This window comes from Microbacterium laevaniformans, assembly GCF_016907555.1.
In the GTDB taxonomy this organism is placed as follows: Bacteria; Actinomycetota; Actinomycetes; order Actinomycetales; family Microbacteriaceae; genus Microbacterium; species Microbacterium laevaniformans.
Genome location: NZ_JAFBCE010000001.1, coordinates 1059144 through 1075691, shown reverse-complemented (window position 1 = coordinate 1075691; position 16548 = coordinate 1059144). Strand labels below are relative to the sequence as shown.

The window sequence follows — 16548 nt, the reverse complement described above, 5'->3', positions numbered from 1 at the left end:
CCGCGAATCCACGCTTCAGCAGGGCGCCGCGGTATAGGTGCGGCGCCCGCGGTGAGGGTCAGTGGTGGTCGGCGTGGGCGGTGGGGTGGCCGTAGCGGTGCGGATCTGCGTCGAAGGTCTCCGCGCAGCTGAGCGAGCAGAAATAGAACGTGACGCCGTCGTGGACGCGGGTCGCCGCGGCTTTGGCGGGATCGATCTTCATGCCGCAGACGGGGTCGATGACCATCTCGACAGTCGGCTTCTTGCTGAACAGTCCCATGATGGGTTCCTCTCGGTGGTGATTGATGGGGGTTGTGGCAACCGGGCTGCCTCCGACTTCAACGACCGGGATCGTGGCGATGCTGACGGGGTCAGGTGCGGGGATGGGCTCGGGTGCGAATCGGCGCAGTCGGTTCGCATTGCCCACGACCGAAAGTGACGACAGTGCCATCGCGGCGGCAGCGATGATCGGGCTGAGCAGGATCCCGAATGCCGGGTAGAGCACGCCCGCGGCAACGGGGATGCCGATGATGTTGTAGACGAACGCGAACATGAGGTTCTGACGGATGTTGCGCATGGTCGCCCGTGACAGGTCGACCGCGGTGACAACTCCGGACAGGTCGCCCGAGATCAGCGTGATGTCGGAGGATTCGATCGCCACGTCGGTGCCTGTCCCGATCGCCGACCCCACGTCGGCCTGAGCCAGTGCGGGGGCGTCGTTGATGCCGTCGCCGACCATGCCGACGATCTTGCCTTCCGCCTGCAGGCGGCGGACCGCGTCGGCTTTGTGCTCGGGCAGGACTTCTGCAACGACCCGGCGGATGCCGACCTGGGCGGCGATCGCTGCCGCGGTGGCGCGGTTGTCGCCGGTCATCATGATGACTTCGATGCCGCGCACGTGGAGGGCGGCGATCGCGGCGGCGGAGCTCTCTTTCACGGTGTCGGCGACGCCGATCACTCCGGCAGCGCGTCCGTCGATCGCGACGAGCATGGGCGTCTTGCCTTGATCGGCGAGTGTGTCGTGAGCCAGTTCGAGCGGGCGGGTGTCGACGCCGGCAGCTTCGAGGAGTCGGCGGTTCCCGACCAGCACGAGCTGTCCGTCCACGCTGCCGCGCACGCCCTGGCCAGTGACCGAGGCGAAGTCGACGACCTCGGCGAGGCCCAGCCCGCGGTCGCCGGCGTCGGTGACGATGGCGGCCGCGAGAGGGTGTTCGGACGCCTTCTCGACGGCTGCGACGAGGGCGAGCAGGCGGTCTTCTGCGACTCCGTCGACCGGGAGCACGTCCGTGAGTGCGGGGATGCCGCGGGTCACGGTGCCGGTCTTGTCGAAGATGATCGCGTCGAGCTTGTGTGCGGTCTCCAGTGCCTCAGCCGAGCGGATCAGGATGCCGTGCGCGGCTGCTTTGCCGGTGCTCACGGTGATAGACAGCGGGGTCGCAAGCCCCAGCGCGCACGGGCACGCGATGATCAGCACGGACACCGCGGCGACGAGGGCGAAGATGAACGCCGGCGGCGGGCCCACCAGCAGCCACGCGACCGCAGTCCAGATCGCGATCACGATCACCACGGGAACGAACCAGCTGGACACCGTGTCAGCGAGTCGCTGGATCGGAGCTTTCGAGCCCTGGGCTTCGCGGACGAGCTTGATGATCTGGGCGAGCATTGTGTCGGCGCCGACACGCGTCGCGGTGTATCGAAGCGAGCCCGTGGTGTTGATCGTGGCGCCGATGACGGTGTCGCCCACCCGTTTGCTGACCGGGATCGACTCGCCGGTGACCATCGATTCGTCCACGGTGGACGCCCCGCCGACGACTTCACCATCGACGGGCAGCTTCTCGCCGGGACGGATCTCCACGATGTCGCCGACGACGACCTCCTCGACCGGCACCTCGGACTCGGCACCATCGCGAACGACACGGGCGGTGCGCGGCTGCAGGCCGATCAGCTTGCGGATCGCCTCGCCTGTTCCGGCCTTCGCCTTCGCCTCGAGGAGCCGCCCGAGCAGGATCAGGGTGATGATCACCCCGACCGCTTCGAAGTAGACCTGTCGTAGCTCCTCCGGCAGCAGCTGGGGCGCCGCGGTGACGATGAGGCTGTAGCCGAAGGCCGCGGTGGTTCCGAGCGTGATCAGCGAGTTCATCTCGGCGCTGCGATGCACGAGCGCTTTCCAGCCGACACGGTGGATCGGCCAGCCCGCGTACAGCATCACCGGGGCGATGAGAGTCAACTGCACCCACGGGTTCATCAGGAACTCCGGCACCCAGGTGGCATGGAAGATCTCGGCGGCCATCACCGCGAACAGCACCGGCGCGGTCAAGACCCCGCCGACCAGCATCCGCCTGGTCAGATCCTTGATCTCCGCGGCACGCTCGGCGTCCTCGACATCGGTGTCGGTCGGCGTGATTGCGGCCGAAAGCTCGACAGTCGCGGGCGCGGTGTCGCCAGCCGAGGCAACCGGCGGCTCCCCTTGCACGCGGATCGTGCCGGACACCATGTTCATGCCGCACGCGAACCGATACTCGCCGGCGGCGGCCGGCACGAATTCGACAGCGGTCGTCTGGAATGCGGGCAGGGCCGCGTTCACCTTGAATCCCGGGATCACCACCCGCGACGTGCACTCACCGCCTTCACGCCGGTCGAACAGCATCCGCACCGGCACTCCGGGGCGGACGCCTTCGATGAGATCCGGAGAGTATCCGCCGTCCACGGTCACGCGGACGACTTGCACTCCATCCTGAAGCTCGACTTTCCCTGCCTGCCTCGGCCCGAAGAAGAACCAGCCCAGCAGTGCGGTCAGAAGAACCGCGACACCGACAATCAACCAGCCCATGGAAGTCACCTCGCCATAGATGAACCTATCTACGTTGAACCGTATACCCCTCTGGGGTATTCCTCAATGGGAACCGTCGGTCGTTCCCGTTGGTGATCGCACCCGTCGGCGCCGCGCCGCAGGAACGCTCAGGACACGAAGGCGGGGACGCCGACAGGCGCAGCCCGAGGCTGATCCGCCGGGCCGGGAAGTCGATCGAAGCGGCGCAGCCGGAGGCTGTTGGTGACCACGAACACACTGCTGAACGCCATCGCGACGCTCGCAAGGATCGGGTTCAGCAGAGCCAGCATGGCGATGGGGATCGCCGCGACGTTGTATGCAAAGGCCCAGAAGAGGTTTCCCTTGATGGTGCCCAGTGTGCGACGGGCCAACCTGATGGCGTCTGGCACGAGCAGGAGATCGCCGGACACGACGGTGAGGTCGCTCGCGGTGATCGCCGCGTCGGTGCCGGTTCCCATGGCGATGCCCAGATCGGCTGCGGCCAGCGCCGCAGCGTCGTTCACGCCGTCACCAACCATCGCCACAACCCGACCGGCGGCCTGCAGCTCGCGGATCGTGTCGAGCTTCCCCTTCGGCGTTACACCGGCACGGACATCCTGAATGCCCACGCCGGCCGCGACAGATCGGGCTGCGCCCGCGTTGTCGCCGGTGAGCAGAACGGGCGTCAGGCCGAGCCGTCGCAACCGGGAAATCGCTTCGGCACTCGTGGGTTTGATGGTGTCGGCGACGCTGATCGCCCCTCGAACCCGCCCATCCCAGGCGACCACTGTGACAGTGGCCCCGGCCTCCTCGTCCTCTGCCACCAAGGCAGCGAGCTGCGCGGGCAGCGCAAGCGCCCACCGACCGCGGATCCACGATGCGCGACCCGCGACGACCGAACGCTCGGAGACGATTCCCTGCACGCCCTGACCTGCTTCCGCGGCGAAAGCCTCTACCGAAAGCACGTCACCCGTTGCGGAAGCGACGATGGCGCGACCGATCGGATGCTCGGAGCCGTTCTCGACCGCGGCGACGAACAGGATCAGCTCGTCGCGGTCGACGCCGTCCACGGGGTGAACGGCTGTGACGGTCATCCGTCCTTCGGTGACAGTCCCGGTCTTGTCCAGCACGATGGTGTCGATGCGGCGTGTCCGCTCGAGCACCTGCGGGCCACGGATCAGGATGCCCAGCTGCGCACCGCGCCCGGTGCCGACCAGCAGCGCCGTGGGCGTGGCGAGTCCGAGTGCGCAGGGACAGGCGATGATCAGTGTCGTCACTGCGGCAGTGAAGGCGATCTCCACGCCCGCGCCTGTGATCATCCAGCCGGCGAAGGCAACGACGGCGAGAAGGAACACGATGGGCACGAACACCGCTGAGACCCGATCGGCCAGTCGTTGCACGTGTGCTTTTCCGGTCTGGGCCTCCTCGACGAGCTTCGCCATCTGAGCCAGCTCGGTGTCGGCCCCTACTCGGGTGACCTCCACGAGTAGACGCCCACCGATGTTGATCGTCGCGCCGACCACTCGAGAACTGACCGCGACCTCCACGGGCACCGACTCGCCGGTCAACATCGACTCGTCGACCGCGGAAGCACCCTCCACGACGAGGCCATCGGCGGGGATCTTCTCGCCCGGTCGCACGACGACCACATCGCCCGGGAGGAGCTGGGCGACGGGGATGCGGCACTCCGCGCCCTCTCGCAGGACGATCGCGTCTTTGGCCCCGAGTTCCAGCAGCGCGCGAAGCGCCTCGCCGGACTTCCGTTTCGCCCGAACCTCGAGATACCGCCCGGTGAGGATGAACACGGTCACCAGCGCGGCGACTTCCAGGTAGATCTCCTGGCTGCCCGACGATGGGGCGCCGAAGAAGGTGACCTCCATCTGCATCCCGGGCATCCCCGCGCCGCCGAAGAACAGGGCGTACAACGACCAGCCGAAGGCAGCCAGAACCCCCACGCTGATGAGGGTGTCCATCGTGGCGCTGCCGTGTCTGGCATTGATGGCCGCGGCACGGTGGAAGGGCCACGCCCCCCACACCACCACCGGCAGGGCGAGCGCGAGCGCAAACCACTGCCAGTACGGGAACTGCAGCGCGGGGATCATCGACATCGCCGCGACCGGCACCGCAAGCACCGTGGAGACGAGGAGTCGTCGCCGCAATGTCCGCAGCTCGTCCCGCGATTCATTCGTGAGGGCGTCCTGAGGTTCATCGACGGCCGGGGTGGGCAGGCTTGCCTCGTACCCGGCTTCCTCGATCGCCGCGATCAACTCGGCGACGCCGACCTCAGGGTCGGCCTGCACGCGCGCCTTTTCTGTGGCGAAGTTCACTGTCGCTGCCACGCCCGGTAACTTGTTGAGCTTTCGCTCGATCCGCGCCGCACACGACGCACAGGTCATTCCGGTGATGTCGAGGTCGACATCGACAGTGCTCATGAGGTCGGCGCGAGGTGGTATCCCGCCTCTTCGACGGCGGCTCGCACCAGACCGCGCTCAAGCGGGATCGCGCTCGACACGGTCAGCGTCGAGACGCCGTTCGCATTGAGGGAGACCGCCACTTCGGAGACTCCGTCGATGGCTGTGACCTCTTCGGTGACGCTGCGGACGCAGTGACCGCACGTCATCCCCACCACCAGGAACTCTGCAGAAACCGAACGCGTGACGGCCTCACGTTCCGGCGCCGTCGGCGCGTCCGCCGCGTGAGAGTTGGGAGTGCAGCAGGCGCATCCGCCGCCGCGCGTCTCCTGCAGCCCGAGGTCCTGGTACGTCGGTCCAGCCATTCTTGTGTGCTCCTTTCGCGAGCCGATTCGTTGGTTGGAAGTTGTGAGGTGCCGGTCAGGACCGGACAAGCCGCGCAATCGCCGCGTTCGCCTCGCGGAGCTTCTCCTCCGCGACCGGCCCACCTTCCGCCGCCGCCTGCGCGACGCAGTGGGCAAGATGCTCTTCCAGCAGCGTGAGTGCAACCGACTCCAGCGCTTTGGTCGCCGCGGAGACCTGCGTGAGGATGTCGATGCAGTAGGCATCCTCGTCCACCATTCGCGCGATCCCGCGGACCTGTCCCTCGGCCCGACGCAACCGCGTCAGCAGTGCATGCTTTTGGTCGACATATCCGTGTGCCATACCGACCGCCTCCATCCAGTTATACCCTCTAGGGGTATAGCCTACACGGCCCCGTCGCGTGCGGTCGAGTTCAACGGATACGAGGTCGCGTCAACGCTCGGCGGGGCGCGACAAGCTCACTCGTGGTGCCCCTCATGGTCGATGACGGTCGGCGCTTCGGGTGTGGGTACTGAACCCGCAGGGTTGATGAGGGGTCCGACGACGAAGGTGGATAGCGCGAACAGGGCGGTGAATACGAGGACCCCGAGGAGTGGTGCCCGCCAGGTGTTGAACCGTTTCCGCAGCCGGTTGAGCAGGGGGATGCTGAGCGCGAGGCCGACGATGTAGAGGACGGAGTTGCCGAAGACGCCGGAGAGCACGGCGGCACCGGCGAGGAGACCGATGTGGTGCATGACGTGGGGGGCGAGTCCCATCAAGGCCCCCAGCGCGGCGCGTGTGGCCGCCCAGATTCCGCGCCACGGTCGGATCTTCTCGGCCTGATCGGACGGCGGAGAATTCTCGGTGATCTCGTCCACCTCTGCCATTCGTGTGGCGTCCATACCTTGACGCTGATCTCGCCGCTCCGTGGATCGTGACGGTGAAAAGGCTGCGTGCCGTTGTCGTGGCCCGGGTCCGGCGGTCTGGTGCGGTTGTCATCGCTGCGGCTCGCGCGTGACGACGGGTGAGCGGCTCTCCGACCTCCGTGGTGCCCGGTCCTGGTTGGATCGGCACCCCACGGCGGTCCGGCACCGGTCGAACCCTGGTCACAGCTCCTGAGTGACGATCTTGAGCAGTTCGGCGGGCTCGATCCACATGGAGGGGTAGTCGCCCTGCCAGACCTGGTTGCCGTCAGCGTCGATGAGCACGAATCCGTGGCCGGGAAGGCCTTCGTGCATGCCGGTGCCGAGGGTGCCGTACGCGTCGGAGACCGTGCCGTCGTCCAGGAGGAACGGGGCATCGACTTCGAGGCGTTCGCGGTCGGAGTTGATCTGGTCGGCGGTGTTCATCACGATCGGGAGGACTTTGATGCCCGCGTCGGCATACCCGGGGTCGTCTTCGATGGCGGCCATCTGCAGAATGCACGCGTCGCAGCCGGCGCCTTCGTTGAAGTACAGCAGCACCGGTTCGCCTTGGTAGTCGGACAGCGAGACGGTGGAGCCGTCGGAGGCGGGGAGGGTGAAGCCGGGTGCCGTGCGGGTCGCGGCGGACTCTTCCGGTGCTGCGGACAGCAGCGCGGCAGTACCTACGGCGACGGCGGCGATCGTGGCGACGCCGCCGATCGACCAGCGGACGATTCTGCGTCGGCGGGTCGCGGACTTGTTCGCGGCCTGATCGGCGGCGGCGTGCGCGGTGATCTCGGCCCGAGCGCGCTTGGTGGCGGATCCAGAAGTCATGAGTAGGGGCCTTCCTGGTCAGTGGCAGGACGCGGACGGGGCGTCGTGGTCGGTCGCAGTGCCGGGTTTCGTTGTGGTCATCGACGCGCCGACGGTTGCTGCTCCCTCGACGGTGAGCACCTCACCGGCTGAGCCGGCACCGTCCATCTGCGGTGCGGAATGATCGGCGCCGGCGCTGTGCGTGCGGTGCCGGCGTCGTCCGATCAGGGTGACCCAGATGAACACGCCCGCGATGGCGAACAGGATGAGCGCCTGGACGGGCTCCGGGATCGGCGCAACCCACTGCTGGATGACGAGGAAGAAGTCGGTGAGCGCGTCTGCGATCGCGGTCTGCGCGGCGGTGCCGCCGGACATGTCGGTCTGGTTCGCGAGTGTGATGATGCCGATGCCCATCACGGCGAAGCCGGCGGCGACGACGATGTTCAGCGTGTTGGTCACCAGGGTGCGGGCACCCAGACGGATCCGGATCGGCTTGGCGCGCCAGAAGGTGCGTTCGTTGAGCTTGAGTGCGTCCCACAGCAGTGCCATGAGGAACAGTGGGAACACCATCCCGAACACATAGGCGATTCCGAGGACGAGCCCGCCGGCGGGCGTGGCGGAGATCGCAGACAGCGCCATCACCCCGATCAGGACGGGGGCGCAGCACGCGGACGCGATCCCGGAGAACACTCCGAGTGCGAAGAAGCTGCCGGTGTCGGATCGGCTTGTGTCGGGGGCGCGAACGAAGCTCGGCAGCGACCACATCATCCCGGTCAGGGTGAACGCGGCCAGCACGAACATCAGCGCCCCGCCGGCGTAATACAGCACCTGGTGGTACTGGGCGATCGCGCCTGCGAGCAGGCTCGCGCCCAGGGTCAGGGGCACCAGGATGACGCTGAGTCCGGCGGCGAACACGAACGTCAACGGCAGCAGCCGCCACTTGCGATTCTTCACGGCCGCCGCGAGATAGCTCGGTGCGAGGAACACGATGCAGCACGGCGCGAACAGCGCCACGCCGCCGGCGAGGAACGCCGCAATCACGCTGCCCGTCGTCAGAAGCTCACTGCCCACGATGCACCCCGTTCATCAGCGCCAGCGTTTCGGCGTCCGACGCGCGGCGGGACAGCATCCGGATCATCTTCCGCCGCGGCAGGCGACCGGCGCTGAAGAACTCCCCGTCGACGAGTACGAGCGGGGTCATCGCGGGACGGTGCTCGGCGACCAGGCGTGCGCCCTCGGGGCTCTCGATCGCGAGGTGCTCCACCTCAATGGCGAAGTCCTGGCCGATGGCCTCGATCGCAGCGTCTGCGTCTTCGCAGAAGTGGCACGCCGGAGCGGACAACACCGTGATCCGGGCGGAAGGAGAAGTGGCCGGCGTGCGCACGGTGCCTCCTGTGGGGTTCATCGCGCCGAATTTCGGATCAATCGGCGTCGTCCTCTCGATGGTTTCAACCCCGGCCTGCGGGGCCGATTGTGGTTGTGTGAAGTTTCGATCAAGACGAGGGCGTGGTCGGGGCTGATTCTCGGAGAAGCACCGGCCTGTTCGGAGACAACACCGCGACCGGGGGCCAGACTGGGGGGATGAACGCCTCCGCTGCGCGCCGGGCCCTCGTCGTCGACGATGAGAAGCCTCTTGCGCAGGTGGTCGCCGGATACCTGGAGCAGGACGGCTTTGAGGTCGACATCGCACATGACGGCACGAGCGCCGTCATGTTGGCCAGGCAGCGCGAACCGGAGATCGTGATCCTGGACCTCGGCCTGCCGGGGATCGACGGCCTGGAGGCATGCCGGCAGATTCGCACCTTCTCGGACTGCTACATCATCATGCTCACCGCTCGCGTCGAGGAGGTGGACAAGCTGATCGGCCTGTCGGTCGGGGCGGATGACTACATCACGAAGCCGTTCAGCCCTCGCGAGCTCGTCGCTCGGGTCGGCGTGATGCTGCGCCGGCCGAGGACGAGCGTCACCACCGATTCGACCATGCGCGCGGTCTCATTCGGTGCGCTGAGCATTGACGACGCGGCCCGTGAAGTGCGACGAGACGGCGAACTGGTCGAGTTGACACGCACCGAATTCGACGTGCTCGCCGCCCTCGCCGCGGCCCCTGGCCAGGTGTTCACGCGCAGGGCGATCATCGGCGAGGTGTGGGGTGACGACTGGGTCACCGACGAGCACCTCGTCGACGTGCATGTCCTTCACCTGCGGCAGAAGCTCGGCGACACGGCCCAGGAGCAGAAGTACATTCGCACGGTCCGCGGCGTCGGATATCGGATGGGCACCGGGCAGTGAGCTTTCTCGCCGCACTCGGGAGACCGAGGGGGATCGCGCGCCGTCTCGTGCTCACGCTGATCCTGATCGCCCTGGTCGGCGCGGTGACCGGCTGGGTGGTCGCACAGGTGGTGGGTCCCGCCGTCTTCAACTCGCACCTCCTCGAAGCCGAGTCCTCGCCCGGCACCACATTCGAACACGCGAGGCAGGCGTTCACCTCGGGGAGTACGGTGACTCTCGCTGTCGCGTTGGGCGCGTCTGCGGTCGCGTCCCTCGCCGTGGGCCTGGTGGCGGCGCGACGGATCGTAGCGTCGCTGAGCACCATGTCGGCCGCTGCCGCTCGAGTGGCGTCTGGGCATTTTGAACAACGCGTGGAGGCGTCCGGCATCGGATCGGAGTTCGATCAGTTCGCGGAGTCGTTCAACGAGATGGCCGCCCAACTCGACCACCAGGAGTCCCTCCGTCGCCGACTCATGGCGGACGTCGCGCACGAGCTGCGTACCCCCGTCGCCACGATCTCGGTCGTGCTCGAGGCTGTGGAAGACGGCATCCGGCCCCTCGACTCCTCCACGACCGAGATTCTGCGGGACCAGTCATCACGACTCACCCGGCTCGCCGAGGACCTCGCCGCGGTGTCGCGCGCGGAAGCCGGGACGCTTCAGCTGACGTTGCGACGCGTGTCTCCGGCCGCTCTGCTCGCGAACGCGGCAGGCGCCGCCCGCGAGCGATACGCGGCCGCGGGCGTGAACCTCACTGTGGACGCAGATGAAGCCCTGCCCGCCATCCCCATCGACCCGGACCGTTTCGGTCAGGTGCTGACGAACCTGCTCGAAAACGCGCTGCGCCACACCCCCGCCGGCGGGCAGGTCACTCTCCGCGCTGCCGTCTCGGGGACGACCGCGCGGATCACGGTCGCCGATACCGGCGAGGGCATCGCGGCAGCGGACCTTCCCTACATCTTCGAGCGCTTCTACCGCGTCGACACCGCCCGCTCCCGCGCCCAAGGCGGATCAGGCATCGGTTTGACGATCACACGCGCGCTCGTCCACGCGCACGGTGGCACGATCACCGCGTTCAGCGACGGCCCGGGCACCGGAACACGTTTCATCATCGAGCTTCCCGGCACACCCGCGTCCGACACGAAACGCGTCTGAGCGCTGCGGATCCTGCCCGTGCGCAGGTGCCTGGGCGTGGCGTTCGTCGGTGCGCCGATGATGGCGGGCGGCGGCATGAGCCTGATCCTCGACGAGCAGCACGGCCGGGACATCGGCTCCCACGCTGGTGCGCCCAGCAGATGCTCGACGCCGCGCGTACGCGATTCCCCTGATTGGGCGCCCGCTCCGCTTGCGCCACCTCAGGGCTGTGGACTTGGGTCGACCGGCTCCTCTGCGGTGGAGCTTTCGTCGGCCGCGACCGGCGCCGGGCCCCTGCCGGGACGGAATGGGGACTCTTCGGGCTCCGGGTGTCGCCGCGTCTGCACGATGATCAGCGTGAGCCCGGCCAGCGCAACCAGAAGCGCGGTGAGCATGTTGATCTTCATGCCCCAGAGTACGAAGCCGGTGGGGTCGATGCGCAGCGACTCGAGGAACGCGCGGCCTGTGCCGTAGATTCTCAGGTAGAGGCCGAACGCCTTTCCCCATCGCAGCGCCACTCTGCGTTCGAGCAGCAGGATCACGGCGGCACCGGTCAGGTTCCACAGCATCTCGTAGAGGAACAGCGGGTGGAACAGCGTGTCGGCGGGAAGCCCGGGCGGGAACGCGTGACTGGCAGGGTCGATCTGCAAGCCCCATGGCAGGGTCGTCGGTGCACCGAACAGCTCCTGGTTGAAGTAGTTGCCCAACCGCCCGATCGCCTGGGCGATGAGCAGGCCCGGGGCCAGTGCGTCGGCGAACGAGAGGAATCGGATGCCGGTGCGACGGCATCCGATGTATACGCCGACACCACCGAACAGCACGGCACCGAAGATCGCCAGACCACCCTCCCAGACATACAGCACCGTGAGCAGATCGGCTCCCGGGTAGAAGTAGTCGGTCGGGTGGGTCACGACGTGGTACAGCCGTCCCCCGATAATCCCGAACGGGACCGCCCACAGTGCGATGTCGATGGCCTCATCGCCACGCGCTCCGCGGCGCTTCAGCCGCCGCGAGGTGAGCCACGTCGCGACGACGATCCCGGTGATGATGAACAGTGCGTAATAGCGGATGGTGAACGGACCGAGAGAGAACCCACTGATATCGGGGCTCGGAATCGAGAGTGGAAGCATGCTGATCCTTCAAGAGAGGGCGCGTCGGGTGCGGGCAACGACATACGCGGTCGATCGACCGCTCGTCGGCGCGTTAATCGTGTGCGCGTCGGTTATCGCTGATAGCCGAGGACGGTCGTCATGCCCGATTCGGCGTGGTAGATGTTGTGGCAATGCGCGACCCACAGCCCGGGGTTGTCGGCGTCGAAGTCCACCGCGAGGGTCTGCTTGGGCAGGATGATCGAGGTGTCCTTCCTCGGGCCGCCATCCGGATGCTGATAGGTATGCCCGTGCAGATGGAACGGGTGCCACATCGTGGTGTCGTTGGTGATCCGGAACCGCACCCGCTCGCCCTCGCGGATCGCGTGCGCACCCGCCAACGGTTCAGCCATATCGAACCGACGCCCGTCGATCCCCCAGTCGTATGCGGCCATGCCCCCGGTGAGCGTGATCGATACCTCGCGATCGGGCGACCGCGAAGGCAGCGCGACCCGCTCTGAGGCGGTGAGAGCGCCCGCGGTCGCGAGGCGCTAACTGGACAGCTCGGGGATGTCCGCGTCGGGGGTCGGCGCAGCAGCTTCGGCGGTGCGGACGATCGCGAAGCCGCGGTCCCTCTTGCCCTCGGCTTGAGCGACGAGAGGGAACGCGCCGTCGCCGAGAGTCACCAGCACGTCGTACCGTTCCCCCATTCCCATCAGGACGCTGTCGAACTCGACCGGATCCACAGGGAACCCGTCGGTGTGGGTGACGGTGAGCGTGTGGCCGCCGATCGCGACGCGGAACGCAGTGTCGCTGCCGGCGTTGATGAGACGGATGCGCACCCGCTGGCCCGGAGTTCCGACGAACTGCGCAGGGTCCGCGACGGGCTTGCCGTTGATGAGGTAGTGCGGGTAGTAGACGTCACCCGCGTCGCCGCCCAGAGCATCGGACGTGGCGCCCATGAGCGTGTTGCCCATGCGCATGAACATCCCGTCCATGCCATCCATCCCGCCCATCCCGCGGGACAGTTCCGTGAGGACGTCATCCGGAGTCGCGGTGACGCCGTCGAGCCAGTCGTCAAGGATGACGACCCATTCGTCGTCGTACGCGAGCGGTTCCGCGGGGTCTTCGACGATGAGCGCGCCATACAGGCCGCGGTCCAGCTGGACGCCGACATGGGGGTGGAACCAATAGGTGCCGGGGTCGGGGGCGATGAACTCGTATTCGAAGGCCGCGCCGGAGGCGATGGGCGGCTGCGTCACGGGGGCGACGCCGTCCATGTCGTTGCGCAGGGCGAGTCCGTGCCAATGGACTGAGGTGTCGTCGGGTAGCTCATTGTGGACCGTGGCCTTCAGCGTGTCGCCGGCGCCGAGCCGGATCACCGGAGCCGGCACGCTCCCGAACGCCCACGTGGACGCCGGCTTCCCGGCGAGATCGAGGCTGGTGGCGGCGGCGGTGACCGTGGCCGTGGTGACCCGCCCCGTTCCGCCGCGGCGCCGTTCGGTGCGGCTGACCTGCCTGCCGTCCGGAAGGACCCAGGTCGCGTCGGGCGAGGCGCACGACGCGAGTGCCACAGCGGTCACCGTCCCGACACCGAGTGCGAGGAAGGTGCGGCGGCTGACACCGACAGTCGACAGGCGTGTGACGGGACTCATTTCTGGTGCTGCCTTCCGTTGATCGGTGCGGTGGTGGGCTGCGCGGGCAGACGCAGTCGCTTCAAAAGGAGGGCGTTGACGGCGACGATGACACTGGATCCGGACATCGTGATCGCTGCGATTTCGGGGGTGAGCATGATGCCGAACGCCGGGTAGAACAGACCCGCTGCGATCGGCAGGGCGATCGCGTTGTATCCGACGGCCCAGCCCAGGTTCTGCCGCATCTTTCGCAGAGTCCCCTTTCCGATCCGCAGGGCGATCGCCACATCGAGCGGATCGGAGCGCATGAGCACCACATCCGCCGTCTCGATGGCGACATCGGTTCCGGCGCCGATCGCGATGCCGAGGTCGGCGCGCGCGAGGGCGGGTGCGTCGTTGACGCCGTCGCCGACCATCGCCACCTTCCTCCCCGACTGCTGCAGCTCGGCGATCTTGGCGGCCTTGTCCTCGGGGAGCACCTCGGCGATCACACGGTCGATCCCGAGCAGCGCGCCGATCCGTTCCGAGGTCGGCTGATTGTCGCCGGTCAGCATCACGACCTCCACGCCTTGTTCATGGAGGGCCTGGATCGCCGCTCTCGCGGTCTCGCGGGGGGCGTCGGCCAACGCGATGACACCCGCGACCATCCCGTCGACGGCGAGCAGAATCGCGGTGCGCCCGCCTTCCGCAAGCGACTGGTGAGCAGCGGCGACCGGGCCGATGTCGATGCCCTGGGCGGCCAGCAGGCGGGCGTTCCCCAGGACGACCTGCCGCCCGTCGACGGTCGCCAACGCACCCTGGCCGGTCACGTTCCGGAACATGGTCGCCGTTCGACGCGGAATCGGGCGAGCATCCGCGTACGCGACGATCGCCTTCGCGAGCGGATGCTCGGACTCGCGCTCTGCGGCCGCGGCGAGCGAAAGCAGCTCGAGGTCGTCCATCCCGACGGGCAGGTAGTCGGTGACCTCGGGTTCGCCCTTGGTGAGCGTCCCGGTCTTGTCCAGGACCACGGTGTCGATGTGCGCGGCGCTCTCAATACCGGTTGCGTTCTTGAACAGGACACCCCGCTTGGCGCCCAGACCGGTGCCGACCATGATCGCGGTGGGGGTTGCAAGCCCGAGCGCATCCGGGCACGTGATCACGACAACCGTGATCGCGAACTGGATCGTCACCGCGACTGCGGCGCCCGCGGCCCACCACGCCGCGAATGTGAGAGTCCCGCCGATTAGAGCGACGAGCACAAGCCAGAATGCAGCCCGGTCGGCGAGCCGTTGACCAGGCGCCTTCGAGTTCTGCGCTTCCTGCACAAGAGCGACGATCTGGGCGAGCGCCGTCTCGGAGCCGACCCTGGTGGCACGCACCCGGAGGGAGCCGACGGTGTTCACAGTCGCACCGATCACCGCTGAGCCGGGGACCTTCTCGACCGGCATCGACTCGCCGGTGACCATCGACTCGTCGATCTCTGACGTGCCGTCTTCGACCTCCCCGTCGGTTGGGACCTTGGCTCCCGGGCGCACGAGCATCAGGTCGCCCGGAACGACGTCGGCAGTGGGGATCTCGAACTCTCGCCCATCACGGATGACGACAGCACGTGCCGGGGCGAGTTCGAGGAGGCTCCGGATCGCCTCGTTCGCCCCGCCGCGGGCCCGCATCTCCACCCAGTGCCCGAGCAGCACGAAGGTGGCCAGCACCGTCGCGGCTTCGTAGAACACCTCCCCACCCCCGGTGAGGGTCACGACCACGCTGTACAGCCAGCCGGCACCGACGCCGACCGCGACAAGCACCATCATGTCGAGGGTGCGGGCACGCAGCGCTCGCCAGGCCCCATCGAAGAAGATCCACGCCGAGTAGAAGATGACCGGCAGCGACAGGATCAGTGCGAACACATCGTCGCGAAGCCCGAACGGCGCCGGCACCTCGAACCCGAGCACTTCGCGGCCGATCGGCGACCACAGCGTGATCGGGATCGAAAGGATCAGCGCCACCAGGAAGCGGTTGCGCATGTCGCGGATCATCTCTTCCATAGACATGCCCGCGCCGTGCCCGCCGTGCCCCATCACATCCTGCGGATCGCGGGCGCGGGCCGCATGCTCGGCATGCACGCCCGGTCCCGCGGAGTGATCGTGAGCCGCATGATCGTGGGGCCCGTGATCGTGGGCCGGGAACCCCTGCGACACGGGCTGGTGGGCCGAGTGCTCCTGGGGCTCGTGGCTCGGATCGCAGATGTGTTCTGGCACTGACACCCCGGCGCAGTGGTATCCACACTCGATCACCCACTCTCGCAGCTGCGCGATCGTGGTGACCCCCGGGTCGTAGGTGACGTTCGCGGTCTGCGCGGCCGGATTTGCGTCCACCGAGATCACACCGGGTCGACGGGTCAGCACGGACTCGACGACCGACTTCGAGGATGCCCCGTGCACACCCGCTACTTCGAGGACGATGGTGGTCAGTTCGCTCATGTGGACCTCACATTCAAAGACGGATCGCCGCGAATCAGAGGGACTCGAGGATCTGCTTCATCTGCGAGATCTCGGCAGTCTGCCCGTCGACGATCTGCTGAGCGAGTGCGGCCACGTCGGGATTCTGCCCGCCGTCGAGGACGACTTCGGCCATGTGCAATGCGCCTTCGTGGTGCACGATCATGCCTTCCAGAAACAGGCGCGTCGCGTCGGCACCGGTCGCGGCCTCGAGTTCGTCCATGTCGGCGGCGCCCATCATCCCGTCGCCGTGGTCCATTCCCTCCATCGAGTCCGACATGGAGTCGTCGACGGGGATCCCCCAGTCCTCGAGCCACCCCTTCATGGTTTCGATCTCAGGCGCCTGCGCGGCCTCGATCTGCTCGGCGAGAGTGACGACGCGATCATCGATGTCCTCCTTCGCGAGTAGCGCGTCGGCCATCTCGATGGCCTGCTCGTGGTGGGGGATCATCATCGTGACGAACATCTCGTCGACGGCGTTGAACTCCGCGGAAGCCTCTGGGGTGGAGTTCATCATGTCGGAATCCATGCCCGACGTGGAGCCGTCAGTCGGGGCGCAGCCGGCGAGTGCGAGAGAAGCAGCGAGGGCCATGGATGCCGCGCCAGCGGCGACAGCAATAGCGCGGAAACGCATGTGGGTTTGTCCTTGTCGGTCGAGTCGAATCGGTCTCTGATCACCGCCCGGGCAGGGC

The 16548-nt window shown here is 67.4% G+C and carries 15 protein-coding genes; 2 read left to right on the top strand and 13 right to left on the bottom strand.

Annotated elements, in window-relative coordinates; genetic code table 11:
• Window positions 1-58: 58 nt before the first annotated feature.
• From JOE53_RS05015 to JOE53_RS04980, 8 genes are all read right to left on the bottom strand, one after another.
• On the bottom strand, window positions 59-2809 hold the full coding sequence (locus JOE53_RS05015) for a heavy metal translocating P-type ATPase (RefSeq protein ID WP_204946959.1): 2751 nt from the start codon (window positions 2807-2809) through the stop codon (window positions 59-61).
• A gap of 128 nt (window positions 2810-2937) precedes the next feature.
• Complete coding sequence (locus JOE53_RS05010; RefSeq protein ID WP_204946958.1) at window positions 2938-5220, bottom strand: heavy metal translocating P-type ATPase; 2283 nt, start codon at window positions 5218-5220, stop codon at window positions 2938-2940.
• A complete protein-coding gene (locus JOE53_RS05005; RefSeq protein ID WP_204946957.1) occupies window positions 5217-5564 on the bottom strand; it encodes a heavy-metal-associated domain-containing protein in 348 nt (115 codons plus the stop codon). Before JOE53_RS05005 ends, JOE53_RS05010 begins: the two co-directional genes overlap by 4 nt.
• A gap of 55 nt (window positions 5565-5619) precedes the next feature.
• Entirely contained in the window at window positions 5620-5904 is a 285-nt protein-coding gene (locus tag JOE53_RS05000; RefSeq protein WP_061681765.1) for a metal-sensitive transcriptional regulator, read from the bottom strand.
• 116 nt (window positions 5905-6020) lie between these two features.
• Window positions 6021-6443 (bottom strand): CPP1-like family protein, encoded by a 423-nt coding sequence (locus JOE53_RS04995; RefSeq protein ID WP_231860788.1) that lies wholly within the window; start codon window positions 6441-6443, stop codon window positions 6021-6023.
• Window positions 6444-6647: 204 nt separating this feature from the next.
• A complete protein-coding gene (locus JOE53_RS04990) occupies window positions 6648-7277 on the bottom strand; it encodes a peroxiredoxin family protein (RefSeq protein WP_061681471.1) in 630 nt (209 codons plus the stop codon).
• 18 nt (window positions 7278-7295) lie between these two features.
• Window positions 7296-8327 carry a cytochrome c biogenesis CcdA family protein gene (locus JOE53_RS04985; RefSeq protein ID WP_082784223.1) on the bottom strand — a complete coding sequence of 344 codons (1032 nt, stop codon included), beginning with the start codon at window positions 8325-8327 and terminating at the stop codon, window positions 7296-7298.
• Window positions 8317-8661: a thioredoxin family protein gene (locus tag JOE53_RS04980; protein WP_061681473.1), complete on the bottom strand. Its 345-nt coding sequence runs from the start codon at window positions 8659-8661 to the stop codon at window positions 8317-8319. The genes JOE53_RS04985 and JOE53_RS04980 overlap by 11 nt, the downstream gene beginning before the upstream one ends.
• A 176-nt stretch (window positions 8662-8837) precedes the next feature.
• On the opposite strand from JOE53_RS04980, the gene JOE53_RS04975 reads away from it, so the two are divergent.
• Both JOE53_RS04975 and JOE53_RS04970 read left to right on the top strand, forming a co-directional pair.
• Window positions 8838-9545, top strand: a complete 708-nt coding sequence (locus tag JOE53_RS04975) for a response regulator transcription factor (protein WP_061681476.1) — start codon at window positions 8838-8840, stop codon at window positions 9543-9545.
• A 47-nt stretch (window positions 9546-9592) separates the two neighbouring features.
• A complete protein-coding gene (locus JOE53_RS04970; RefSeq protein ID WP_325168470.1) occupies window positions 9593-10678 on the top strand; it encodes a sensor histidine kinase in 1086 nt (361 codons plus the stop codon).
• A 200-nt stretch (window positions 10679-10878) separates the two neighbouring features.
• On the opposite strand, the gene lgt is transcribed toward JOE53_RS04970, so the two are convergent.
• The 5 genes from lgt to JOE53_RS04950 form a co-directional block, all read right to left on the bottom strand.
• Window positions 10879-11787: a prolipoprotein diacylglyceryl transferase gene (lgt, locus tag JOE53_RS04965; RefSeq protein WP_204946955.1), complete on the bottom strand. Its 909-nt coding sequence runs from the start codon at window positions 11785-11787 to the stop codon at window positions 10879-10881.
• 92 nt (window positions 11788-11879) lie between these two features.
• Window positions 11880-12251, bottom strand: a complete 372-nt coding sequence (locus JOE53_RS15100) for a multicopper oxidase domain-containing protein (RefSeq protein ID WP_309297573.1) — start codon at window positions 12249-12251, stop codon at window positions 11880-11882.
• Between the two features lie 45 nt (window positions 12252-12296).
• A complete protein-coding gene (locus tag JOE53_RS04960) occupies window positions 12297-13400 on the bottom strand; it encodes a multicopper oxidase family protein (RefSeq protein WP_309297572.1) in 1104 nt (367 codons plus the stop codon).
• Complete coding sequence (locus JOE53_RS04955; protein WP_204946954.1) at window positions 13397-15838, bottom strand: heavy metal translocating P-type ATPase; 2442 nt, start codon at window positions 15836-15838, stop codon at window positions 13397-13399. Before JOE53_RS04955 ends, JOE53_RS04960 begins: the two co-directional genes overlap by 4 nt.
• A gap of 34 nt (window positions 15839-15872) precedes the next feature.
• Window positions 15873-16490: a DUF305 domain-containing protein gene (locus JOE53_RS04950; RefSeq protein ID WP_204946953.1), complete on the bottom strand. Its 618-nt coding sequence runs from the start codon at window positions 16488-16490 to the stop codon at window positions 15873-15875.
• Window positions 16491-16548: the final 58 nt, after the last annotated feature.